23 protein-coding genes are annotated in these 23,819 nt (G+C 72.7%); 18 read left to right on the plus strand and 5 right to left on the minus strand.

The genetic code is table 11. The annotated features are described in order from the left end of the window. Positions 1–70 precede the first annotated feature (70 nt). The 3 genes from Asera_RS21600 to Asera_RS21610 form a co-directional block, all read right to left on the minus strand. The gene (locus tag Asera_RS21600) at positions 71–778 is read right to left on the minus strand and encodes a response regulator transcription factor (RefSeq protein ID WP_280529740.1); all 708 of its coding nucleotides are present in this window, start codon (positions 776–778) and stop codon (positions 71–73) included. Further along, positions 775–2,034 (minus strand): sensor histidine kinase, encoded by a 1,260-nt coding sequence (locus tag Asera_RS21605; protein WP_157034791.1) that lies wholly within the window; start codon positions 2,032–2,034, stop codon positions 775–777. The genes Asera_RS21600 and Asera_RS21605 overlap by 4 nt, the downstream gene beginning before the upstream one ends. Before the next feature lie 84 nt (positions 2,035–2,118). Continuing rightward, the gene (locus tag Asera_RS21610; protein WP_084131471.1) at positions 2,119–3,138 is read right to left on the minus strand and encodes a RecB family exonuclease; all 1,020 of its coding nucleotides are present in this window, start codon (positions 3,136–3,138) and stop codon (positions 2,119–2,121) included. 149 nt (positions 3,139–3,287) lie between these two features. Here Asera_RS21610 and Asera_RS21615 point away from each other — a divergent pair, with 149 nt between their 5' ends. The 12 genes from Asera_RS21615 to Asera_RS21670 all read left to right on the plus strand — a co-directional run bounded on the left by Asera_RS21615 (position 3,288) and on the right by Asera_RS21670 (position 16,850). Beyond that, entirely contained in the window at positions 3,288–4,463 is a 1,176-nt protein-coding gene (locus Asera_RS21615) for a site-2 protease family protein (protein WP_030446134.1), read from the plus strand. Further along, positions 4,460–5,377, plus strand: a complete 918-nt coding sequence (locus Asera_RS21620) for a tRNA (adenine-N1)-methyltransferase (RefSeq protein WP_051802202.1) — start codon at positions 4,460–4,462, stop codon at positions 5,375–5,377. The genes Asera_RS21615 and Asera_RS21620 overlap by 4 nt, the downstream gene beginning before the upstream one ends. Positions 5,378–5,590: 213 nt before the next feature. Next, positions 5,591–7,366, plus strand: coding sequence for a proteasome ATPase (gene arc / locus Asera_RS21625; RefSeq protein ID WP_030446132.1), 1,776 nt, complete (start codon positions 5,591–5,593; stop codon positions 7,364–7,366). Positions 7,367–7,535: 169 nt separating this feature from the next. After that, positions 7,536–9,110: a hypothetical protein gene (locus tag Asera_RS21630; RefSeq protein WP_084131468.1), complete on the plus strand. Its 1,575-nt coding sequence runs from the start codon at positions 7,536–7,538 to the stop codon at positions 9,108–9,110. Between the two features lie 221 nt (positions 9,111–9,331). Next, complete coding sequence (gene dop, locus Asera_RS21635) at positions 9,332–10,849, plus strand: depupylase/deamidase Dop (RefSeq protein ID WP_035296557.1); 1,518 nt, start codon at positions 9,332–9,334, stop codon at positions 10,847–10,849. A gap of 189 nt (positions 10,850–11,038) precedes the next feature. Then, positions 11,039–11,254 carry a ubiquitin-like protein Pup gene (locus Asera_RS21640; protein WP_030446129.1) on the plus strand — a complete coding sequence of 72 codons (216 nt, stop codon included), beginning with the start codon at positions 11,039–11,041 and terminating at the stop codon, positions 11,252–11,254. Continuing rightward, positions 11,251–11,916, plus strand: coding sequence for an endonuclease VII domain-containing protein (locus Asera_RS21645; RefSeq protein ID WP_035296554.1), 666 nt, complete (start codon positions 11,251–11,253; stop codon positions 11,914–11,916). The genes Asera_RS21640 and Asera_RS21645 overlap by 4 nt, the downstream gene beginning before the upstream one ends. A 17-nt stretch (positions 11,917–11,933) precedes the next feature. Continuing rightward, entirely contained in the window at positions 11,934–12,677 is a 744-nt protein-coding gene (gene prcB / locus Asera_RS21650) for a proteasome subunit beta (protein ID WP_084131465.1), read from the plus strand. Positions 12,678–12,774: 97 nt separating this feature from the next. Next, entirely contained in the window at positions 12,775–13,623 is an 849-nt protein-coding gene (gene prcA / locus Asera_RS21655) for a proteasome subunit alpha (protein ID WP_084131461.1), read from the plus strand. A gap of 220 nt (positions 13,624–13,843) precedes the next feature. Continuing rightward, entirely contained in the window at positions 13,844–15,202 is a 1,359-nt protein-coding gene (gene pafA / locus Asera_RS21660; protein WP_030446126.1) for a Pup--protein ligase, read from the plus strand. 30 nt (positions 15,203–15,232) lie between these two features. After that, positions 15,233–15,496, plus strand: coding sequence for a hypothetical protein (locus tag Asera_RS21665; RefSeq protein WP_035296551.1), 264 nt, complete (start codon positions 15,233–15,235; stop codon positions 15,494–15,496). A 103-nt stretch (positions 15,497–15,599) separates the two neighbouring features. Beyond that, positions 15,600–16,850 (plus strand): MFS transporter, encoded by a 1,251-nt coding sequence (locus Asera_RS21670; RefSeq protein ID WP_030446125.1) that lies wholly within the window; start codon positions 15,600–15,602, stop codon positions 16,848–16,850. 65 nt (positions 16,851–16,915) lie between these two features. Here Asera_RS21670 and Asera_RS21675 read toward each other — a convergent pair whose 3' ends face one another. After that, positions 16,916–17,989 carry a DUF3866 family protein gene (locus Asera_RS21675; protein ID WP_030446124.1) on the minus strand — a complete coding sequence of 358 codons (1,074 nt, stop codon included), beginning with the start codon at positions 17,987–17,989 and terminating at the stop codon, positions 16,916–16,918. A gap of 151 nt (positions 17,990–18,140) precedes the next feature. Between Asera_RS21675 and Asera_RS21680 the strand changes: the two genes are divergently transcribed. The 6 genes from Asera_RS21680 (at position 18,141) to Asera_RS21705 (ending at position 22,839) form a co-directional block, all read left to right on the plus strand. Continuing rightward, positions 18,141–19,127: a helix-turn-helix transcriptional regulator gene (locus Asera_RS21680; RefSeq protein WP_030446123.1), complete on the plus strand. Its 987-nt coding sequence runs from the start codon at positions 18,141–18,143 to the stop codon at positions 19,125–19,127. Positions 19,128–19,164: 37 nt separating this feature from the next. After that, positions 19,165–20,118: a helix-turn-helix transcriptional regulator gene (locus Asera_RS21685; protein ID WP_051802201.1), complete on the plus strand. Its 954-nt coding sequence runs from the start codon at positions 19,165–19,167 to the stop codon at positions 20,116–20,118. Between the two features lie 102 nt (positions 20,119–20,220). Then, entirely contained in the window at positions 20,221–20,472 is a 252-nt protein-coding gene (locus Asera_RS21690; protein ID WP_030446121.1) for a hypothetical protein, read from the plus strand. Positions 20,473–20,639: 167 nt separating this feature from the next. Further along, positions 20,640–20,909: a Sec-independent protein translocase subunit TatA gene (tatA, locus tag Asera_RS21695; RefSeq protein ID WP_084131458.1), complete on the plus strand. Its 270-nt coding sequence runs from the start codon at positions 20,640–20,642 to the stop codon at positions 20,907–20,909. Positions 20,910–20,991: 82 nt separating this feature from the next. Continuing rightward, positions 20,992–21,870, plus strand: a complete 879-nt coding sequence (gene tatC / locus Asera_RS21700; RefSeq protein WP_244843979.1) for a twin-arginine translocase subunit TatC — start codon at positions 20,992–20,994, stop codon at positions 21,868–21,870. A 66-nt stretch (positions 21,871–21,936) separates the two neighbouring features. Next, a complete protein-coding gene (locus Asera_RS21705) occupies positions 21,937–22,839 on the plus strand; it encodes a diacylglycerol/lipid kinase family protein (RefSeq protein WP_244843980.1) in 903 nt (300 codons plus the stop codon). Between the two features lie 106 nt (positions 22,840–22,945). Here the strand turns inward: Asera_RS21705 and Asera_RS21710 are convergent, their stop codons facing one another. Next, positions 22,946–23,719 carry an HAD family hydrolase gene (locus Asera_RS21710; protein ID WP_030446117.1) on the minus strand — a complete coding sequence of 258 codons (774 nt, stop codon included), beginning with the start codon at positions 23,717–23,719 and terminating at the stop codon, positions 22,946–22,948. Positions 23,720–23,819 lie beyond the last annotated feature (100 nt).

Genomic DNA, 23,819 nt, shown 5'->3' on the forward strand with positions numbered 1-23,819 from the left:
GCCGGGTCGGGGAATGACCCCGACTCCTCCTCAGGCAGGAGACCCGTCTCGCCCTCGGGCGGGTGGCCGGTCAGCTGCCGGGCCGGACCAGGCCCGTCTCGTACGCGAGGACGACCGCCTGCACGCGGTCTCGAAGGTCGAGCTTCGTCAGCAGATGCCCGACATGCGTCTTGACGGTCGTCTCCGACACCGACAGCTGCTTGGCGATCTCGGCGTTGGACAGCCCGCGGGCCACCCACACCAACACCTCGCGCTCACGTTCGGTCAGCACGTCGATGCGTGCCGGGGGAGCCGCGTCGGGGTCGGGCAGGAACGTACCGAACTGGTCCAGCAGCCGGCGCAGGATGCGCGGCGCCACCACCGCCTCGCCGGCCGCCACCGTGTGAATCGCGGTGACCAGATCCTCCGCCGGTACGTCCTTGGCGAGGAAGCCGCTGGCACCCGCCCGCAGCGCACCCACCACGTACTCGTCCAGGTCGAAGGTGGTCAGGATCAGCACCCGGACCGGCAGCTTGGCCTGCACGATCGCCCGGGTCGCGGCCACCCCGTCCATCCGTGGCATCCGGATGTCCATCAGCACCACGTCGGGCAGCAGCCGGCGGGACAGCTCGACACCCTCGACGCCGTCGCCGGCCTCGCCCACCACGTCCACGTCGTCCTCGGCGCCCAGCACCATCCGGAACCCGGTCCGCAGCAGCGGCTGGTCGTCGACAAGCAGCACCCGTACCGGACGTGTTGCCTGCTCCACCTGCGCCACCCACCGATCCTGCGTGTTCACGCCGGCCCCTGCGGCCGCGCGTCGGCCGCCGGGTGGTGCCCGGCGGCGTCGGGGAGCCGGGACAGCCCCTCCAGAGTGTCCATGGGAATCCTCGCGTACACCCGGAACCCGCCGCCGGGCCGGGGTCCGGTGGCGAGCTCCCCGCCGTACAGGGCGACGCGCTCGCGCATGCCGACCAGGCCGTGCCCGCCCCGTCGGCCCGCGTCCGCGGCCGGCCCGCGCCCGGTGTCGAACACCTCGACGGTCAGCGCGCTCGGCCCGAATCCCAGCCGTACCTGGGCACTCGCCGGGCCGGCGTGCTTCACCGCGTTGGTCAGCGCCTCCTGGATCAGCCGGTACACCGCGAGCCCGATCCCGGCATCCACCGGGTACGGCTCGCCGTCGACCTGCACGTCGACCGGCAGCCCCGCCTGCCGTACCGACGCGACCAGGCCGGCGATCGCCGGCAGCCCGGGCGCCGGGGCCAGCTCACCGGACTCCTCGGTCGACTCCTCGTCGTTGCGCAGCACATCCAGCAGCCGGCGCAGCTCCCGCAGCGTGGTTCGGCCGGTCTGCTCGATGCTGCCCAGCGCATCGGTGGCGCCGGCCGGGTCCTTGGCCAGGCTGCGCCGTGCCCCGGTGGCGAGCACCCCCATCACGCTGACGTGGTGCGCCACCACGTCGTGCAGCTCGCGGGCGATGCGCCTGCGCTCCTCGGCCACGGCCTGGCCGGCGAGCACCCGCTGATTGCGCTCCGCCTCGGCGGCCCGCGCCTCCAGCGCCTGCAGGTAGGCCCGGCGCGTGCGCTGGTACTGCCCGAGCACGAAGCAGATCATCGCGATCAGCACGTCGACCAGAAGCGCGAACAGCACGCTGCTGGCCGCGGACCGGTGCACCGCGCCCACCACCATCGACGCCGGCCACAGCACGAGAAACGTCGGCGCGGCCCGCCGCCACGGCCGCCGCACGGCGGCCCCGTAGGTCAGCACGATCACCGCGATGCCCTGCGTCTGCGTCGTCACCGGCCAGGCCAGGCCGAGCAGCGTCAGCGCCAGGGTGGCCAACACGGCCGGTGCCGGCCAGCGGCGCCGGCCGACCATCGGCAGCACCCCCACCGCCGCCCAGACCGCGGCCGCCGGTGTCAGCCGAACCCCGGACGACGCCGGCGCAACCGACAGGACCAGGCAGTAGCCGAGCAGCACGACGGCCGGCAGGGCCGCGTCGACCAGCAGCGAGCCGTGCCGCAGCCGCCGCTTCACCGCGCCGAACGCCGCCACGTACCGACCGTATCGGGGCCTGCCGGCACCGGGTCGTCGTGCAGGCCGATCTGTGCCTCCTCCGCGGGAAGGAGACACCCTGAGCTACCCGGCGGCGCCGAGGTCGCCCACGCCGGTCGCGGCCGGATCCACCGGCGCGGATTCCGGTTCGGCCGGGACCGGGAACGGCGGGGGAGTGCCGCCGAACTCCGGGCACCTGGACTGGTGCGAACACCAGTCGCACAGCCGGCTGCGTTTGGGCGGGAACTGCCGGGCCGCGGTCGCCCGCTCGATCGCCGCCCACAGCGCACCCAGGTTGCGCTCGAAGCGGGCCAGCTCGTCGGCGTCCGGGCTGTAGTCGCACGCCTCGCGGTCCTTGAGGTAGAGCAGCCGCAGCGACCGTGGCACCACGCCGCGGGTGCGCCACAGCACCAGCGCGTAGAACTTCAGCTGGAACAGCGCCCGCGCCTCGAACGCCTCCCGCGGCGAGCCGCCGGTCTTGTAGTCGACCACCCGGATGTCACCGGCCGGCGACACGTCGAGCCGGTCGACGAAGCCCCGCAGCCGCAGCCCGGTGTCGAGCACCACCTCGATCAGGCTCTCCCGCTCGGCCGGCTCCAGCCGCTGCGGATCCTCCACCGTGAAGTAGCCGTCGAGCAGCTCACCCGCCGAGGCCAGCCAGCCGTCGAGATCGGCCGCGGCGTCACCGGTGAACAGCTCCGCCATCGCCGGCTCCGCCTCCGCCAGCCGCTGCCACTCCGGTTGCAGCAGCGCCGCCGCCGCGGCCGGGGTGCGCTGCGCGGCAGGCAGCTCGTACAGCTTCTCCAACACCGCGTGCACCAGCGTGCCACGCACCTGGTCGGTGCTCGGGACCTCCGGCAGCCGGTCGATGGTGCGATAGCGATAGAGCAACGGGCAGGTCTTGAAGTCCGCGGCGCGCGACGGCGACAGCGACCCGCGCACGTCGGCCAGCTCGGCCGCGGACAGCGTGCTGGTGCGGTGCCGGCGCAGCGGATGCTGCGACCCGCGCTCCCCGCCATCCTCGCCACCGGGCCGGTCGACGTCGGAGTTCGGGCCGGCGTCTCGGGGGGCAGGGACACCGGCAGGGGAGGTCTCGACCGTCATGGCCGCAGCCTAGGCGAGGGGTACGACGCTCACCCGCTGGCACGGCCCGGCGGCGCGTCGCCGGGCCACTCGCCACCGGGCCGCCCGAGGGGTCGGCGGTGCGCTGCACGGCGCGCCGGTGGTACCGGCCGATGCGTAGCATGGTGGCGATGGATGACACCTCGCGGCCCTCGGCACCCGCCCCGCCGGGCGTCCGGCTCGGCCGGGTGTTGGGCATCCCGGTGCACGTGTCGATGTCCTGGCTGATCCTGGCCGTGTTGATCACCTTGTTCTACAGCAGGGTCGTCCAGTCGAACCTGCCCGGTCTGTCCACCCTGGGCGCCTACGCGGTCGGGTTCGGGTTCGTCGTCTGCCTGATGATCTCGGTGTTCCTGCACGAACTGGGGCACGCCGTGGTCTCCCGCCGGTCCGGCATCGGGGTGCGGGCGATCAGCCTGGAAATGCTCGGCGGGTTCACCGAGATGGAGCGCGAGTCGCCGACCCCGCGCATCGAGCTCGCGGTCTCGCTGATCGGCCCGGCCGTCTCCGCCGTGCTCGGGCTGCTGAGCTGGGCGCTGCTGCTGGTGCTGCCGGCCGGCACGGTGGCGCACGAGCTGGTCTTCCAGCTGACCGCGAGCAACCTGATCGTCGCGGTGTTCAACGTGCTGCCGGGCCTGCCGCTGGACGGCGGCCGGGCGCTGCGCGCGGTGATCTGGGCGGCGAGCTCCGACCGCTACCTCGGTACCCGGGTGGCCGGCTACGTCGGGCGCGGTGTCGCGGTCGCGACGATCCTCGGCTCGGTCTACAGCTACGCCCACTGGTACGTCGGGTTCACCGGCTTCTACATCGTCGCGGTCGGCGCGATGATCGGGATGTTCCTGTGGTTCGGTGCCGGCCAGGCGATCCGCGGCGGCCGGCTCGCCGCCCGGTTCGAGCTGGTGCACGCCGGCCGGCTGGCGCGTCCGGCGCTGCAGGTGCCGGCCGGCATGCCGCTGGCGGAGGTGACCCGCCGCGTGGTCGAGACCGGTGCCGGCGCGGCGGTGGTGCTCGACGGCGGCGGCAACCCGGTCGGCCTGGTCAACGAGCACGCGGCGGCAGCCGTCCCGGCCGAGCGCGCGCCGTGGGTGGCGGTCGACACCGTCGCCGCGACGCTGCGCCCGGAGCTGGTGCTGCCGGCGGACCTGGCCCGCGAGGACGTGATCCGGGCCGTCCAGGCCACCCCGGCCAGCGAGTACCTGGTGGTGGACGGCCCGCCCGGCCAGCAGCCGGCGGCGGCACATATCGTCGGTGTGCTCACGGCCGACGACCTGGCCAACCTGCTGGACCCGAAGAGGACGATCCGTTGACCCTGCCCGCCACCCCGACCGATCCGACCGCAGTACCGTCCGGCACCCACCGCGGGCCGTTCGGCGTCGGTGACCGGGTCCAGCTCACCGACCCGAAGGGTCGGATGCACACCCTCGAACTGGTCGCCGGCAAGGTGTTCCACACCCACCGCGGCGGGGTCGAACACGACGACCTGATCGGCCGCCCGGACGGGTCGGTGGTCACCTCCTCCGGCGGCACCCCGTACCTCGCGTTGCGGCCGCTGCTGACCGACTACGTGCTGTCCATGCCGCGCGGCGCCCAGGTGATCTACCCGAAGGACTCCGCGCAGATCGTCGCGCAGGGTGACATCTTCCCCGGCGCGCGGGTGGTGGAGGCCGGCGCCGGCTCCGGTGCGCTGACCTGCTCGCTGCTGCGGGCCGTCGGCCCCACCGGCCGGGTCCACTCGTACGAGCAGCGGCCCGAGTTCGCCGAGGTGGCCCGGCGCAACGTGGAACGGTTCTTCGGCGGCGAGCATCCCGCCTGGGAGCTGACCGTGGGCGATGTCGCCGACGCCACCGACACCGAGCTCGACCGCATCGTGCTGGACATGCTCACGCCGTGGGAGATGGTGCCCATGGTCAAGCGGGCGCTGCTGCCCGGTGGGGTGCTCGTGGGCTACGTGGCGACCACCCCGCAGCTGTCCGAGCTGGTCGAGGCGCTGCGCGAGGACGGCGGGTTCACCGAGCCGCACGCCTGGGAGTCGATGGTGCGCGACTGGCACGCCGAGGGGCTCGCGGTGCGGCCGGAACACCGGATGATCGCGCACACCGCGTTCCTGGTGACCACCCGCCGGCTGGCCGACGGGGTCGTGGCGCCGGCCCGGCGACGCAAGCCCAGCAAGGGCGCCGAGGCGTACGCGGCGCGCCGCCGCGCGACCGAGACGACCAGCTGAAACGACCGGTACGGTAGGTCGCCCCGGCCGGTGCCGGCCGGCGGCCGCCGCCCTCCCGTGATGGTCTGGTGGCCGCCGCCCGGTTCCGCCGCGGGCGCCGGGCGGCGCTGTGGTCATGATCTCCACATCGACCCGACGGCGTTGAGACGAGCCCGAACCGGGCATCACCGGTTAGGGTTTAGGAGGAAACCTCGAGCCAGGGGAGGTGGAGACGTGGCACGCAGCGAAGACGCCGAGAGCCGCGCCGCGCGCTGGGAAAAGGAGGCCCACGACCTCTCCACGCAGGTCGCGTTCCTGCAGGAGGAGCTGGCCCTCGTTCGCCGCCGGCTGACCGAGAGCCCACGACAGGTCCGTTTGTTGGAAGAGCGCCTGGCCGCAGCACAGGCCCAGGTGCAACGACTCGGTGACCAGAACGAACGACTGGTCTCGACGCTCAAGGACGCCCGCGAGCAGATCGTCACCCTCAAGGAAGAGATCGACCGGTTGGCCCAGCCGCCCAGCGGCTACGGCGTCTTCCTCGGTCGCTACGACGACGGCACCGTCGACGTGTTCACCGGCGGGCGCAAGCTGCGCGTCGCGGTGTCCCCGGCGGTCCCGATCGAGGACCTCCAGCGCGGTCAGGAGGTGCTGCTCAACGACGCGCTCAACGTGGTCGAGAGCCTCGGCTTCGAGCGGGCCGGCGACATCGTCATGATCAAGGAGCTGTTGGAGGGGCCGGAGGGCCGTTCCGACCGGGCCCTGGTCGTCTCGCATGCCGACGAGGAGCGCGTGGTGCACCTCGCCGACACGCTGATCGCCGCGCCGCTGCGGGCCGGTGACGCCCTGCTGATCGACTCCCGCAGCTCCTACGCCTTCGAGCGGATCCCCCGCAGCGAGGTCGAAGAGCTGGTGCTGGAGGAAGTGCCCGACATCAACTACACCGACATCGGCGGGCTGGACTCGCAGATCGAGCAGATCCGCGACGCGGTGGAACTGCCGTTCCTGCACGCCGACCTTTTCCTGGAACACCAGCTGCGGCCACCGAAGGGCGTGCTGCTCTACGGCCCGCCCGGCTGCGGCAAGACCCTGATCGCCAAGGCGGTCGCCAACTCGCTGGCCAAGCAGGTCCAGGAGCACCGCGAGGGGGAGCGGGCGCGCAGCTTCTTCCTCAACATCAAGGGCCCGGAGCTGCTCAACAAGTACGTGGGTGAGACCGAGCGGCACATCCGGCTGATCTTCCAGCGCGCCCGGGAGAAGGCCGGCGAGGGTGTCCCGGTGATCGTGTTCTTCGACGAGATGGACTCGATCTTCCGCACCCGCGGCTCGGGCGTGTCCTCCGACGTGGAGAACACGATCGTGCCGCAGCTGCTGAGCGAGATCGACGGGGTCGAGGGCCTGGAGAACGTCATCGTCATCGGCGCCTCCAACCGGGAAGACATGATCGACCCGGCGATCCTGCGGCCCGGCCGGCTCGACGTGAAGATCAAGATCGAGCGTCCGGACGCCGAGTCGGCCAAGGACATCTTCGCCAAGTACCTCACCACCGACCTGCCGCTGCACCCCGACGACCTGGCCGAGCACGGCGACTCGCGGCAGGCCTGCATCGCCGCGATGGTGCAGGCAGCGGTCGAGCGGATGTACACCGAAACCGAGGAGAACCGCTTCCTGGAGGTCACCTACGCCAACGGCGACAAGGAGGTCCTCTACTTCAAGGACTTCAACTCCGGCGCCATGATCGAGAACATCGTGGGCCGGGCCAAGAAGATGGCGATCAAGGACTTCCTCAGCACCGGTACCAAGGGCCTGCGGCTCGCTCACCTGCTCGACGCCACCGTCGACGAGTTCCAGGAGAACGAGGACCTGCCCAACACCACCAACCCGGACGACTGGGCGCGCATCTCCGGCAAGAAGGGCGAGCGGATCGTCTACATCCGCACCCTGGTGTCGGGCAAGAGCGCCGAGTCCGGCCGGTCCATCGACACGGTCAGCAACACCGGTCAGTACCTCTGACCGATCCGGCGACCGGTCTTTTGCACCGGGGCGACCAGCCAGTCTGGTTGCCCCGGTGCTTTTTTGTCGCCGTTTGCCAACCTGCTGCCACCGTCCTGCCATCATCTGCGTGGAGACACAGAACACCCTGTGTAACCCCCTCCGCCAGGGTTGACCGAGGAGGGGCGCAATGCGCGGTGAGGTCGTCGACACCACGGTTCCCGCGTCCTCGCCCGCGCCGCCCTCGCCCACGCCGCTGGTACGCCGGGCCGGGTTCTGGCTCGTCGTGGTCGCCGCCGGGTACAGCGTCGCGATGCTGGTGCTGGTCGCGCCGCACCTGCCGCTCGGCGCCGACGAGTCGCTGTACGCCACCCAGGTCAGCCCCCGGGTACCGGCGCTGACCTGGACCGCCGCCCGGGCCCGCGGCATGACGTACCTGATCGCGCCGATCGTGCAGGTCACCGACTCGGTCGTCGCGCTGCGCAGCTACCTCGCGGTGCTGGCCGGTGCCGCCCTGACCGCCGCGTACTGGCCCTGGTTGCGCGCGCTGCGCCGACCCGGCACCGTACCGGTCGCCGCCGCGCTGTTCGCTGGGCTCTGGACGACGCTGCTCTACGGCGCCGAGGACCTGCCGAACGCCTGGGTGGCGTTCGCCGCCGTCGCCGCCACCGGCTGGTTCGCCCGGTACGGCCAGCACCCCGCCCGCATCGCCTCGGAATCCGGCGGGTCGCCGGGCACGTCGCTCGACGCGGGGTCCCGCCGGTCCCCGGGCGACCGGCTCGTCGCGGGATCCGGGCGGCCGTCTGACCGGCGTGCCCTGATCGGCGTCGCGGTCGGGCTCGCGGCGATCGCCCTGCTGCGTCCCTCCGACGCCGCCTGGGTCGCGCTGCCGTTGCTGGCCACGATGGCGCTGGTACGCCGCTGGCGCCGGCCCGGCCCGCTGCTCGCGGTCGCCGGTGGCTGCCTCGCCGGCGCCGCCGAGTGGATCGTCGAGGCGCACCTGCGGTACGGCGGGCTCGCGGCGCGGTTGCACGAGGCGAGCCGCCAGCAGGGCGGGCTGGGCTGGCACCCGATCGGCGTGCTGTACCAGCTGCGCGCGCTCAACGGCCCGCTGCTGTGCCGCCCGTGCAGCCTGCACCACCTGGCCGCGCCGCACGCCTGGCTGCTGCGGGCCTGGTGGCTCGCGATACCCGTACTGGTGGTCGCCGCGCTGGTGGTCGCCCGCCGGCAACGCCGGTTCGCCGCGATCGCGCTGCCCACCGCGGTCGGCGCGAGCATCGCGCTGTCGTACCTGCTCACCATCGGCTACGCGGCACCGCGGTTCCTGCTGCCCGGCTATGGTCTCGCGGCGCTGCCGGTCGCGAGCGTGCTGGTGGCCGCGATGTCGGCGGCGCACCGCGGGCGGATGGCGTTGCTCGCCACCCTGGTACTGCTGTGCGTGCTGCACGAGGCGGCCCAGCTCGCCACCCTGCACCGCGTCGCGCACCGGACCGACGTCGCCGCGGCCGGCGCCGCCGAGCTGCGGCGCCTCGGCATCCACCGCCCCTGCGTACTGGTCGGGGTCCGGCGCACCCAGATGGCCTACCGGCTCGGCTGCACCACCACCAACCCGGCCGGCATGCCCGGCTACGTGGGGCGCCAGCAGGTCGTCTTCCTCACCTGGCACCCCGACGACCGCCGCGCCGGCCTCGACTGGCGGCGGTACCCGATGCCCCGCCCCGGCCACGCCCGGCACTGGTACGCCTTCGTCGCACCGGCACCGTGACCCCGCCCACCAGGTGGTCCGGTGCCGCGGCCCGGTCGATGCCGGCCACCGGGCGTGACACGTCCACATTGGGGCTAGGCTCGATGCGGGTACCGCCGATCCGGACACCCCGGACCGGACGCGAGAACACGATCGCCCGACGGGCCGCGTCCGCACCGGGGCCCGGCCGGCACACGCGAGCCGATTCACCAGGAACCGAGTCACGCGAGCAGGGAGCGGGCATGAGCAGCCGACGGGTCATGGGCACCGAGGTCGAGTACGGCATCTCCGTGCCCGGCCGGCCCGGCGCCAACCCGATGGTCACCTCCTCGGCCATCGTCAACGCCTACGGCGCCCGCCCCGAGCTCGACCGCGGTGGCCGCGCCCGGTGGGACTACGAGGAGGAGTCGCCGCTGCGCGACGCCCGTGGCTTCAGCTACTCCGGCGCGCTGTACGACCCGGCCGAGGCGCTGGCCGACGAGGACCTCGGCCTCGCCAACGTCATCCTCACCAACGGCGCCCGGCTCTACGTCGACCACGCGCACCCCGAATACTCCGCGCCGGAATGCACCAACGCCCGCGACGTCGCCCTGTGGGACAAGGCCGGCGAGCTCGTGATGGCCGAGGCCGCCCGCCGCGCCTCCGCCATCCCCGGCGCCCAGGCGATCAACCTGTACAAGAACAACACCGACAACAAGGGCGCCAGCTACGGCACCCACGAGAACTACCTGATGCGCCGCGACACGCCGTTCGCCGACATCGTGGCGCACCTGACCCCGTTCTTCGTGACGCGACAGGTCTTCTGCGGCGCCGGGCGGGTCGGCATCGGCCAGGACGGCTCCGGTACCGGCTTCCAGCTCTCCCAGCGCGCCGACTTCTTCGAGGTCGAGGTCGGCCTGGAGACCACGCTGAAGCGGCCCATCATCAACACCCGGGACGAGCCGCACGCCGACGCCGACAAGTACCGCCGGCTGCACGTGATCATCGGCGACGCCAACCTGTCCGAGATCGCCACCTACCTCAAGGTCGGCACCACGGCGCTGGTGCTCGCGATGATCGAGGCGAAGGCGCTGCCCGGTGACCTCGGCATCGCCGACCCGGTCACCGAGCTGAAGAACGTCAGCCACGACCCGTCGCTGACCCACCGGATCCGGATGCGCGACGGCCGCGAGCTGACCGCGCTGGAGATCCAGCGCGGCTACCTGGAGCACGCCCGCGCGTTCTGCGCCCAGCAGTACGGCGACGACCTCGACGAGATCACCGCCGACGTGCTGGACCGCTGGGACGAGGTGCTGCGCAAGCTCGGCGAGGACCCCCACACGCTCGCCGACCAGCTCGACTGGGTGGCCAAGCTGCGGCTGCTCAACGGCTACCGGCAGCGCGAGCAGCTCGACTGGTCCTCGCCGAAGCTCGCCCTGGTCGACCTGCAGTACTCCGACGTGCGGCCGGGCAAGGGGCTCTACCACCGGCTGGTGGCGCGCGGTGCGATGCGGCGGCTGTTCACCGACGACGAGGTGGTCCGCGCGGTCGGTGAGCCGCCGACCGACACCAGGGCGTTCTTCCGCGGCCGCTGCCTGAAGAACTACCCGGCCGAGGTCGTCGCGGCCAGCTGGGACTCGGTGATCTTCGACGTCGGCCGCGAGTCGCTGGTGCGGGTACCGATGATGGAGCCGCTGCGCGGCACGAAGCGGCACGTCGGTGAGCTGTTCGACCGGTGCGTCAGCGCCAAGGATCTGCTTGCCGAGCTGACCGCCGACTGACCGGGGCGCGCTGGCCGACGCCCCGGCGGGGTGCGTTCGAGGCACCCGTCCGCATCACTCTGGCGTGACGTCCGTTTTGCCACGGGGTTTCGTCCGCCCGGCGAGGTAGATTTTGCTCAACGGCACCGGTCCGGTCGGCTCGACCGGACCGGGGTGCGTGTACGGGTTCGTCGGCGAGGGGAGCATCCGATGGCGACGCGAGACAGCGGTGGGCAGTCCCAGTCCCACCGCAGCCACACCGAGGAAGACGCAGTCGACGAGGCCCCCGCGGTCGACCCGGAGGTCGCCGAGCGGCAGGAGAAGCTCACCGAGGACGTCGACGACCTCCTCGACGAAATCGACGGCGTGCTGGAAGAGAACGCCGAGGAGTTCGTGAAGGGTTACGTGCAAAAAGGCGGACAATGATGGAGAAATCGGACATAGAGTCCAAGTTCTGCAAGGACTGTAAGAGGACTCATCCGATCTCTGAGTTCCATCGAAATTCCCGTAGTCGGGACGGCTACGCCTTCTACTGCAAGTCCTGCGCGAACCTGCGGCAGGAAGCGAGCCGCCGCCGCCGTGGGACGAACCCGCGGAAGCGCCCCTCACAAGCGATCCCGGCGGGGATGAAGTGGTGTCCCGACTGTGCCGAGATCAAGCAGGTGACGGAGTTCCCGACGGCGGGCCGCCGCCGGAAGGTGCACACGTATTGCAGGACCTGCCACAACAAACGTGGTCGGGAGTCCAAGCAGCGGTTGTACGGCGGTTCGCGGGAGTATCACCTGCGGCGGCGGTACGGGATCGGGGTGGCGGACTTCGAGCGGATGCTCGCGGAGCAGGGCGGCGTCTGCGCGATCTGTGGGCGGGCCGCGCCGGAGCATGTGGACCACGATCATGTGTCCGGCGGGGTTCGTGGCATTCTGTGCTTCAACTGCAACGGCGGGCTCGGACACTTCCGGGACGACGTCGAGCACCTGGCCAAGGCGATCAGCTACCTGAGAGGAACCACTCCGTGGGTCGAGATCTCCCCGGGCGTCTACCGGTCGAATTCGCGTACACCGGCGGTCCGTCGTTCGCGGATTATCTGAGGGTCGCGGCGCCCGAGATGCTGCCGGGCCGTCGCCCGCTGCCGCCGTCCGAGGCGCTCGGCGACCTCGCCCCGCACGGGACGACGATCATCGCGATGACGTACTCGGGTGGCGTGCTGCTGGCCGGCGACCGGCGCGCGACGATGGGCAACCTGATCGCGCAGCGCGACATCCGCAAGGTGTTCCCGGCCGACACGTACTCGGCGATCGCGTTCGCCGGCACGGCCGGCATCGGTCTGGAGCTGATGCGGCTGTTCCGGGTCGAGCTGGAGCACTACGAGAAGATCGAGGGCACCTCGCTGTCGCTGCCGGCGAAGGCGAACCGGCTGGCCGCGATGGTGCGTGACAACCTCGGTGCGGCGATTCAGGGTCTCGCGGTGGTCCCGCTGTTCACCGGCTACGACCCGGATGCGGCGGATCCGGCGACGGCCGGACGCATCTACTCCTACGACGTGACCGGCGGGCCGTACGAGGAGCGTGACTTCCACGCGGTCGGGTCCGGTTCGCTGTTCGCCAAGTCGGCGTTGAAGAAGCGCTACTCGCGCGACGTGGACGCCGACGGTGCGGTGCGCCTTGCGGTCGAGGCGCTGTACGACGCGGCCGAGGACGACACCGCCACCGGCGGCCCGGACCTTGCCCGCAGCATCTTCCCGATCGTGGCGCTGGTGGACGCGGAGGGGTTCCGCGAGCTGCCGGAGGAGGACGTGGCCGGCGTGGTGCGCTCGGTGGTGGAGGAGCGGATGCAGCACCCGGGCGGCTGATCGCGCCGCACGCACACCAGGTACGAACAGTGTTGGAGCCTCAAGTCGCGCGCCGGTCGCCGGTGCGCGCGCCGATGGGAACCGGAGAGTCTCAGCCGTGACGATGCCGTTCTACGCCTCGCCCGAGCAGCTGATGCGCGACAAGTCCGAGTACGCGCGGAAGGGCATTGCGCGGGGCCGCAGTGTGGTGGTGCTGACGTACGCGGACGGCGTGCTGTTCGTCGCGGAGAACGTCTCCACCGCGCTGCACAAGGTGGCGGAGATCTACGACCGGATCGGCTTTGCCGCGGTCGGTCGCTACAACGAGTTCGAGAACCTGCGCAAGGCGGGCGTCCGCTACGCCGACGTGCAGGGGTACGCGAACAACCGTGCCGACGTGCGCGGCCTGGGCCTGGCCAACGTGTACGCGCAGGCGCTGGGCACGCTGTTCACCGAGCAGCCGAAGCCGTTCGAGGTGGAGGTGTGTGTCGCGGAGGTGGGCGACAGCCCGCAGCGCGACCAGCTGTACCGGTTGACCTACGACGGTTCGGTGGGTGACGAGCCGGGCTACGTGGCGATGGGCGGCCAGGCGGACGCGATCTCGGCGGTGCTGCGGGACCGGCACCGCGACGACATGACGCTGGCGGAGGCGCTGCGGCTGGCGGTGGACGCGTTGAGCGGCACCGGCACCGAGCGGCGTGAGCTGACCGCGGCGCAGCTGGAGGTGGCGGTGCTGGACCGGCGTCGCGCCGGCCGTACGTTCCGCCGGATCACCGGTGCCGCGCTGGACGAGTTGGTGGCGCAGGGCGCCCCGGCCGACGCCGAGCCGTCCGGGGATGCGGCGGCCGAGGCGCCGGCGGGCGAGGCGGTGGACACCGAGCCGACCGGCGAGGTGGCCGGCAAGGACGCCGGGAAGTCCGACGAGGCGGGCGGCGAGAAGCCCGCGGGTGACGCCGACGACAAGTGAGGTTTCGTCCCACCGTGGCCTGGCTGCGGCCGGACCGTACGGCGCGGGCTGGCCACTGTGGACGGTCGGGCGCGGTGGGCCGGGTGTTGCGGCGGCGGCGCGGGTTCGCGCGTCGATCGCGCCATGCCGCGCTTTCGGTGCGGTCGGGTGGCAAAACTCGTCCGGGATCGTGACCGTCCGACGGCAGCGCGGAGGCGGTCGGTGAGGCTAATGTCGGTACATGGATCGGCGCATCTTCGGGATTGAGACCGAGTACGGGGTGACGTGCACCTTCCGCGGGCAGCGGCGGCTGTCCCCGGACGAGGTCGCCCGCTATCTGTTCCGCCGCGTGGTGTCGTGGGGGCGCTCGTCCAACGTGTTCCTGCGCAACGGCGCCCGGTTGTACCTCGATGTCGGTTCGCACCCGGAGTATGCGACGCCGGAGTGCGACTCGGTGCAGGATCTGGTCACGCACGACCGGGCCGGTGAGCGGACCCTGGAGGGGCTGCTGATCGACGCGGAGCGGCGGCTGCACGACGAGGGCATCGCCGGGGAGATCTACCTGTTCAAGAACAACACCGACTCCGCGGGCAACTCGTACGGATGCCACGAGAACTACCTGGTGTCCCGGCACGGCGAGTTCGGCCGGTTGGCCGACATCCTGATCCCGTTCCTGGTGACCAGGCAGCTGATCTGCGGCGCGGGCAAGGTGCTGCAGACTCCGCGCGGCGCGGTGTTCTGCCTGTCCCAGCGGGCCGAGCACATCTGGGAGGGCGTCTCCAGCGCGACCACCCGCTCGCGACCGATCATCAACACCCGGGACGAGCCGCACGCCGACGCCGAGCGGTACCGCCGGCTGCACGTCATCGTGGGCGACTCGAACATGAACGAGGTCACCACGCTGCTCAAGGTCGGTACCGCCGATCTGGTGCTGCGGATGATCGAGGCCGGTGTGGTGATGCGCGACCTGACGCTGGAGAACCCGATTCGGGCGATCCGCGAGGTCAGCCACGACGTGACCGGCCGCCGGACGGTGCGGCTGGCGTCCGGCCGGGAGGCCAGCGCGCTGGACATCCAGCAGGAGTACTACACGAAGGCGGTCGACTTCGTCGCGCAGCGCGGCGGCGACGAGGTGACCAAGCGGATCCTGGAACTGTGGGGCCGGGTGCTCGGCGCGGTGGAGTCGGGTGACCTGTCCAGCGTGCGGCGCGAGATCGACTGGGTCAGCAAGCTGGACCTGATCGAGCGGTACCGCGGCAAGCACGACCTGCCGCTGGCGCACCCGCGGGTCGCGCAGCTGGATCTGGCGTACCACGATCTGCGTCGCGGTCGCGGGCTCTACCAGCTGATGGAGCGGCGGGGCGAGGTCGACCGGGTGGCGAGCGACGTGGAGATCTTCGAGGCGAAGGAGACGCCGCCGCAAACCACCCGGGCGCGGCTGCGCGGTGAGTTCATCCGGCGGGCGCAGGAGAAGCGGCGTGACTTCACGGTCGACTGGGTCCACCTGAAGCTGAACGATCAGGCGCAGCGCACCGTGCTGTGCAAGGACCCGTTCCGCTCGGTCGACGAGCGTGTCGACAAGCTGATCGCGAGCATGTGACGGGCCACGGACGAGACGACTGTGCAGACGATGGACGACGGTAAGCAGCCGGACGAGCCGGCGAAGCCGCCGGAGGCGGCCGGCAGCGACGACGAGATCCCCACGCTGCGGGACGAGCTGCGTACCGCCGCGCAGTACGGCGTGGCCGGGCGCTGGGCGAACCGGCGCCGGGAGAAGATCCGGGCCGAGATCGAGCGCAACCGGCGCGGCGACTACAAGGTGCCGACCTGGGTGTTGGCGCTGATCCTGGTCGTCGTGGTGGTCGGCTGGGTGCTGCTGATCGTGCTCGCCTGAGCGGGCCCGGCCCGGCTGGCTTGGGTAACGGCCCGGCCGGGGTGACGAAGCTTACCGGAAATTGGCCGGGCAAGGCGCCGGCGCGGACCGCAGACTCGGGGTCATGTCCGTTTCTGTTGCCGCGTACCGGCGTGCCCTGAGCACCCCGGGCGCTCGCGGGCCGGTGGTGGCCTCGCTGTTCGCCCGGCTGCCGATCGCGATGATCGGCCTGGCCGCGCTGCTCTACGTGCAGCGCGAGTACGGCTCGTACGGGCCGGCCGGGCTGGTGTCGGCCGGCACCCTGGTGGGCGTCGCGGCCGGCTCGGTGGTGCAGGGCCGGCTGATGGACGCGTTCGGCGCGACCCGCCCGATGCTGGTGGTGGTTGCCGGGTACGCCGGGTTCGTGACGGTGGGCTGCCTGACCATCGAGGCGCACGGGCCGGTTCCGCTGCTGGTCCTGCTGGCGTTGGGGATCGGCGTGTTCGAGCCGCAGGTGGGTTCGGCCTCGCGGGCGATGTGGCCGCGGCTGCTGCCGGCCGGGCCGAACCGGGACGCCGCCCTGGCGTACGAGGCGATCAGCATGGAGGTCTTCTTCATCCTCGGCCCGGGCATCGCCGGGCTGCTCGCGGTGGCGCCGTGGGCCGGGACGGGCCTCGTCGCCGGCGCGGCGCTGATGATCGCCGGGTCGTTGGTGTTCGTGCTGAACCCGACGATCCGCGAGCACCGCCCGCGCCGCGGTGCCGGCGGCCGTAGCGTGCTGGGCGCCCTCGCCAGCCCCGGCCTGCGGACGGTCGCGCTCGCCGCGTTCGGCTTCGGTGCGGTGGTCGGTTTCGTGGAGGTGGCGGTACCGGCGTCGGCGACCGCCGCCGGCCACGGCGCGGCCGGCGGTCTGCTGCTCAGCCTGTCCTCGGTCAGCTCGGTGGCGTTCGGCCTGGTGTACGGGGTGCGCCCGTGGCCCCGTGCGATGCGGTTGCGGCTGCCGGCGCTGCTGGCCGGGTTCGCCGCGCTGGTGGCGCTGCTGTCGGTACCGGCCGGGCTGGTCGGGTTGGCGGTGGCGCTGCTGGTGGCGGGCTGCCTGATCACGCCGCAGTCCACGGCGCACTCGGCGGCGGTGGAGCTGGTCGCGCCGGCCGGTACCGCCACCGAGGCGTTCGGCTGGATCGTGACCGCGGTGACGCTGGGGCTCGCCGGTGGCCAGTCGATCAGCGGGCAGCTGACCGCGGCGCACGGTCCGCGGCCGGCGTTCCTGCTCGCGGCCGGCGTCGGACTGGTTCTGGCCGGGCTGTTGTGGCTGCTGCGCGGCACGATCGGTGCCGGCCATCCGGCGACGCGGGCGGACTCGCCGGTCGAGCCGCAGATCCCCGCCGGCGTCTGATCCGGCCGGGATCAGCGGATGTCTCCGGGAGCCCGGCGCCGACCGGGACCGGCGGATGACCCGGATCAGCCCAGCAGGTCGACGGCGTGCCGGCCGGCGGCCGCGGCGGCGAGGAAGTAGCCGGTGTCGGCGTCGAGGTCGCGGCCCATGGTGGACAGCCGGACCGGGCTGGCCCGCAGCGCGTCCAGCAGGCCGGTGCCGTCCACCTCGACGATCCGGTGCCGGGCCGGCAGCTCGCGCAGGTCGGCGGCGACGCGCTCGGCGAGCGCCGGGGCGAGCCCGGTCGGTACGACCAGGTCGGCGGCGGCGAGCGCGACCCGGCCGTACGCGGTGCGGCTGTGGTGGCTGAGCCCCCGGTGCCGGGGCCGGGGATCGGCGTCGGAGATGCGCAGCGAGCCGACCGGCCGGCCACCCAGCACGGCGACCGCGTTGACCGCCTCGCCGACCGCGACACCGGAGTAGCCCCACCGGGTGCCGGTACCGAGGTTGCCGGGGCCCTGGCTGACGATGGTGATCGCGGCGCCGAGCGCGTACCGGCAGGCGAGCAGCCCGGCGTGCACGGTGGCCGCCTCGAGGTCGCCGCCGAACGCCTGGCCGGCGGTGACGGTGCCGCACAACCGGTCGGACAGCCCGTCCAGGGTGCGGCTGAACCAGGCGGGTAGCGCCCCACCGTCGGTCATCAGGTACGCGACGGGAATCCGTGCCGGGATCGCGGCGAGCACCGCGGGCAGCGCCGAGTGCAGGTCGGCCAGCACCACCGGCATGCCACCGAGGTCGTCGGCGCCGGCGACGGCGTCCCGGTGCGGCGCGCCGTCCTCGTCGACCGCCTGCACGATCGCCTGCAACGGCGTGTACCGCGCCTTGACGACGTGCCCGGGGCTGGTCGGGTCGGCCGGCAGCCGGTCGGGCACGGCGACGACCAGCGCGTACCCGCCGGTGCCGAGCGACAGCGCGAGCGCGTTGGTGTTGAGCAGTACCCGGTCGCCGGCCTGCGCCGTGCCGACCAGGTCGGGGTAGGCGAGCGCGCGCACCGTCTCCGGGTCGTCCGGGCTGCGCGCGTCCAGCCGCACCTGGTATTCGATCGCGCCGCGCCAGCGGCGCCGCTCGCCGAGCACTCGTCCGCTGCGCCACCGCACCACGCGCTCACGGTAGTCATCGCCGCGGGCGGTGTCCCGGCCGGGGCCGCACCGTGTGGTTTGCGAACGTTGCCCGCCTTCGCCGGGAATGTAGGCCGGGCGCCACACCCGTCGTGCGACGAGCGGCCGGCGGCGATGGGATAGCCTGGCCAGAGTGTCGCGCTCCCGCACCGAACGCCTGGTCAACCTGGTCATCTGCCTGCTGTCCACGCGCCGCTTCCTGACCGCCGCGCAGATCGCGGCGACCGTGCCCGGCTACGGGCACGACCCCGCCGACGCCCGCGAACACGAGGCCTTCCAGCGCAAGTTCGAGCGGGACAAGGCCGACCTGCGCGAGCTCGGGGTGCCGCTGGAGACCGGGACCGACTCGGTGTTCGACACCGAGCCCGGCTACCGGATCGGCCGCCGCGACTACGCGCTGCCGGAGGTGCGGCTGGCGCCGGACGAGGCCGCCGCGGTCGGTCTGGCGGCCCGGCTGTGGCGACACGCCGGTCTGGCCCAGGCGGCGTCCTCGGGGCTGCGCAAGCTGCGCGCGGCCGGCGTGGAGGTCGACCCGCAGGCGACGCTCGGGGTCGAGCCGGTGGTCAGCGCCGAGCCCGCGTTCGAGCCGCTGACCCGCGCGGTCCGGGAGCGCCGCGCCGTCCGGTTCGACTACCGCACCCCGGCCGCGGACGAGCCGGCCACCCGCCGGTTGCAGCCGTGGGGTGTGGTGTCGCTGCGCGGCCGGTGGTACGTGGTGGGCCACGACGAGGACCGGCGGGCGACCCGGTGCTTCCGGCTGTCCCGGTTCGCCAGCCCGGTCCGGCTGGTCGGCGAGCCCGACGCGTTCCGCCCGCCGGAGCAGGTCGATCTGATCGACTACGTGGCACACTCGTTCGCCGAGCCGGCCGCCACCCGTACCGCGACGGTGCGGTTGCGGCCCGGCTGCGGCAACGGCATCCGCCGCCAGGCACACGCCGTCGACGGCGACGTGGTGCGGCTGCGCTACTCCGACGTCGAGTCGCTCGCCTCGCGGCTGGTCGGCTACGGCGCGGACGTGGTGGTGCTCGACCCGCCGGAGCTGCGCGCGGCCGTCATCGACCGGTTGCGGCCGATCGCGTCGCGCGCCGGTACGGCCAGAGCGTCGGAGGTGAGCTCGTGAGCGAGCGGCAGCGGGCCAGTCGTGGGAGGTGTGCTGGATGAGCGCGGCGACCGACCGGCTCGGCCGGGTGCTCAACCTGATGCCGTACCTGCTGGCGCGGCCGGGGATCCGGATCGCCGACGCGGCCGAGGATCTGGGCGTCACCGCCGCGGAGCTGCGCGACGATCTGCAACTGCTGTGGGTGTGCGGGCTGCCCGGGTACGGGCCGGGCGACCTGATCGACATGTCACTGGACGGCGACACCGTCACGATCACCTACGACGCCGGCATCGACCGGCCGCTGCGGCTGACCCCGGACGAGGGGTTGGCGTTGATGGTCGCGCTGCGCACGCTGGCCGAGACGCCCGGCCTGGCCCACCGCGACGCGGTCGAGCGCGCCCTGGCGAAGATCGAGTCGGCGGCCGGCGAGGCGGCCGACACCGCCGGCCGGGTCGCCGTGCGCGGCCCCGCCGACAGCGACCGGACCGCGGAGGTGCGCGGCGCGCTGGACCGCGGCCGGGCCCTGCGGATCCGGTACTACACCGCCGGCCGCGACGTGTCGACCGAGCGGGTGGTCGACCCGATGCGCCTGCTGACCGTCGGCGCCTGGTCGTATCTGGAGGCCTGGTGCCGGCGGGCGGAGGCGGTCCGGCTGTTCCGGCTGGACCGCATCGACCAGCTGACCGAGCTGTCCGAGCCGTCCGCGCCGCCGCCACAGGCGCAACCGTCGGACCTGCGCGGCGGCACGTTCCGGCCCACCGCCGACCAGCCGCAGGTCACGCTGCTGGTCGACCGCGGCGCGCGGTGGATCACCGAGTACTACCCGTGCGAGCAGGTGGATCCGCAGCCGGACGGCCGCTGGCGGGTCCGGTTGCGCGCCTCGGATCTGACCTGGGCGCGCCGGCTGGTGCTGGGGCTCGGCGCCGATGTCGAGGTCGTCGGGCCGCCGGAGCTGGCCAGCGCCGTCGCGGCGGAGGCGCGTGCCGCCCTCGCCGCCTACGGCATCGACTGACGCCGATTCGTACACCGACCTCGACAGGGGCGGTTTCCGGCGGATCGGCGTGCCGGCGTGCCGTACCTGCCGGTTGCCCGCGCCATGACCTAGGGTGGCCACGTGCATGCCATCTGGTTCGTTGTCCTGGCGATCGTGCTGGTCGGCGCGGCGATGCTGGTGGCCGGCCTGCTGGAGCTGCGACGCCGGCTGCCGGCGCTGCGGGCGGCCCTTTCCGCGGTGCGGCAGCGGCGGGGCCAGCTCGTCCTGCTGGCCGAGCGCTCCGGCACGCTCAACCTCGAACTGGCGGCCGCCCGCTCTCGCCTCGCGGAGGTACGGGACGAGCTGCCGGTCGCCGGTCGACACCGGTCATAGCCGTAAGATGGCGTCCGGCGTCGGGTTTCGGCCGTGCCCAGTTGACGGGGACGTGTCCGGGCGGCGAGACTTGGCGCGCCGGGCCGTGCAGCAGACTGCTGGGCCGAAGACGTTCCCTACGGCGGAACGTAGGATGGGAAGGTCTTCGCACCGGGAGGTGGAGTTAGATGGGTGCCCTCAGGCCATGGCACATCGCGATTCTCGTGGTGGTGCTGATCTTGCTGTTCGGCGCGAAGAAGCTGCCGGACGCCGCGCGTGGCCTGGGCCGCTCGTTGCGGATCATCAAGGCCGAGACCAAGACGCTGCGCGACGACGAGGATCGCGACGTGGCGGAGAAGGCCGACGCTCAGGCCAGCCGCAAGCCGCTGGAGTCTGACGACGTGGTGTCTCCGGTGCAGGAGTCCAGGTCGGCCAAGAAGTCCACCACGGACCTGTGATCTCGACCGAGTCGTGACTCCGGTTCTCCGCCGCCGTCGGGCGGAACAATTTCAACGAGCGGCCGACGGCTCCATGCCGCTCATGGAGCACCTGCGGGAGCTGCGCAGCCGGCTGTTCAAGTCCGCCCTGGCTATCCTGGTCGGCTTCATCATCGGCTACGCCGTACACAAGCAGGTCATCCACTTCCTGACCGACCCGTACTGCAGCCTTCCGCTGGCGCACCGCAGCGGCAAGTCCTGTGATCTGATCACCTACCAGGTCACGTCGTACTTCGTGGTCGGGTTGAAGGTCGCGCTCTACGTCGGGCTCGTGCTGGCCTGCCCGGTGTGGTTCTACCAGCTGTGGGCGTTCATCGCTCCGGGGCTGCACAGCAACGAGCGGCGATGGGGGTTCGGCTTCGTCGCGGTCGCGGTGCCGCTGTTCGTCGGCGGCGTGCTGCTCGCCTACCTGGTCGTTTCCCGCGGTCTGGCGTTCCTGCTACCCGGCATGGACGATCAGACCAAGGCGATGCTCGACGTCAGCGCGTACCTCGACTTCCTGATCAAGTTGATGGTGGTCTTCGGCCTGGCGCTGGAGTTCCCGCTGATCCTGGCGCTGCTCAACGCGGCCGGCGTGCTCAGCGCGAAGCGGCTGCTGGGCTGGTGGCGGATCGCGATCTTCCTGATGTTCGTCATCTCGGCGTTCGTGACGCCGACACCGGACCCGTTCGGGATGTCCGCCCTGGCCATCCCGATGGTCGCGCTCTACTTCGGCGCGGTCGCGTTCGCGTTCGTCAACGACCGGCGCAAGGCCCGCAAGGCGGCCGCCGAGTACGGCGCGGTCGACGACGACGAGGCCTCGGAGCTGGGCTACAGCGCCGAGCCGGTGGACGATCTGGAGCCGGTCGGTGCACCCGAACCGATCGAGGACGACGAGGCGCCGCGCTCGCGCCGCCGGTCCAACTTCGACGACACGATCTGACCGGGTGGCCGGGCCGGCGCCGACCGGTCTGGCCGCCCGTCCCGGCCTACCGGTACGGTCATCCGCGTGAACGATGGCGCTGAGGTGGCCGTGCTGGTGAACCCGACCGCCGGCCGGGGTCGGCGGGGCGGGGTGCTGGCCGACGTGGTGGGCCGGCTGCGGGCCGCGCGGCTGGTGCCCCGGGTGCTCGCCGCGCCGGACCGGGAGCGGGCGCAGCAGGCCTGCCGGGACGCGGTGGACCGGTCCCCGGCGGCGCTGGTCGCGGTCGGCGGGGACGGCACGGTGCACCTCGCGGTGCAGGCGGTCGCCGGCACCGACGTACCGCTGGGCGTGGTCCCGATCGGTACCGGCAACGACTTCGTCGGTGCGCTGGGCCTGCCGCTCGAGCCGGAGGCGGCGATCAAGGCGCTGGTGGCTGCGCTCACGCAGGGCCAGCGCACCGTCATCGACCTGGGCCGGGCGACCGGGCCGGGCGCCGATCCGCTCTGGTTCGGCACCGTGCTGTCGGCGGGCCTGGACGCCTCGATCAACGAGCGGGCCAACCAGCTGCGCTGGCCGAAGGGCCCCCGTCGGTACGACCTGTCGATCCTGGCGGAGATCGCGCAGCTGGCGCCGCACGACTACAAGCTGGTGCTGGACGGGGAGACCCGGGAGCTGACGGCGATGATCGTCGCCGTCGGCAACACCGCGCGCTACGGCGGCGGGCTGCCGGTCTGCCCGACCGCCGACCCGACCGACGGGGTGCTCGACCTGACCATCATCGGGCCGATCGGGCGGGCCACCGCGGTGAAGATGAAGTCGTTGATGCGCAAGGCGAAGCACGTCGAGCATCCGGCGGTCAGCACGCACCGGGTGCGCACCCTGGAGATCCACGGCGAGCCGCGCCGCACGTACGCGGACGGTGAGCGGGGCCTGCCGCTGCCGGTGACGGTGGAGTGCGTGCCGGGCTCGCTGCAGCTGCTGGCCTGACCGCCAGCCCCGGGCCGGCGGTCAGCCCGGTGAGGCCGAGCAGGTGCGGACACGGCATCAACGGCCAGCCGTCGGTGCCGATCAGGTGCCGGGCGCGGGCCGGGGGTCAGGCGGTGAGGCCGAGCAGGTGCAGGACCGCGGCGAGGCCGTGCACGTGATCCGGCTCGCTGGCCGGCAGCACCAGGGTGGGGCAGCCGATCGCGGCGGCGGCCGCGTCCGCCGGCGTGTCGCCGACCATCAGCGTCTGCTCGGGTTCGTGCCGCACCGCGGCGCAGCCGCGCAGGAAGATCGCCGGATCCGGCTTGCAGGTACCGAGCTGGTAGGACAGCAGCCAGTGGTCGATCAGGTCGGCGAAGCCGAGCGCGGTGGCGATCGGCAGCACGTCGAAGCCGATGTTGCTGACCACCGCGACCGGGACCCCGGCGGCGCGCAGCGCGCGCAGCATCGGCAGGGTGTCCGGGTACGGCCGCCAGCCGTCCGGGTCCAGCAGCCGCTCGTACAGCGCGTCCGGCAGCCCGTCGATGCCGGTGTCGACGGTGGCCGCGAGCCCCGTGTACGCGGCGCGGTGGGCCGGCTCGGACAGGTCCCGGTCGGCGTACGCCTCGGCCAGCTCGGGCGGGATCCGGCCGGGGCGGGGGCCGCCGGCGCGGCCCGCGGTGACCAGGGCGTCGGCGAGCCCGGCGCACCGGTCCGGGGCCAGGTCGGTCCCGCAGGCGGCCGCGGCCAGTCGCACCCACCGTTCGGCCGGCTCCACCTGCACGATCGTGCCGTGGAAGTCGAGCAGGACGGCGCGGGGACGGCGCTGACCGTCGAGCAGCGGCGCGGCGGAGGGCGGGCCGGCGGATCCGGCGGAAGGGTCACGAGGCGTGGCGTCCGGCACATCAGCACGATACCGAGTGCGCCGGACGGCTCGACAACGGTGCTGGTATGAGGGGCAACATACCGATACCTGGTGACACGATCGGATTATGGTGTGTGTA

This window comes from Actinocatenispora sera, from assembly GCF_018324685.1.
Lineage (GTDB): Bacteria > Actinomycetota > Actinomycetes > Mycobacteriales > Micromonosporaceae > Actinocatenispora > Actinocatenispora sera.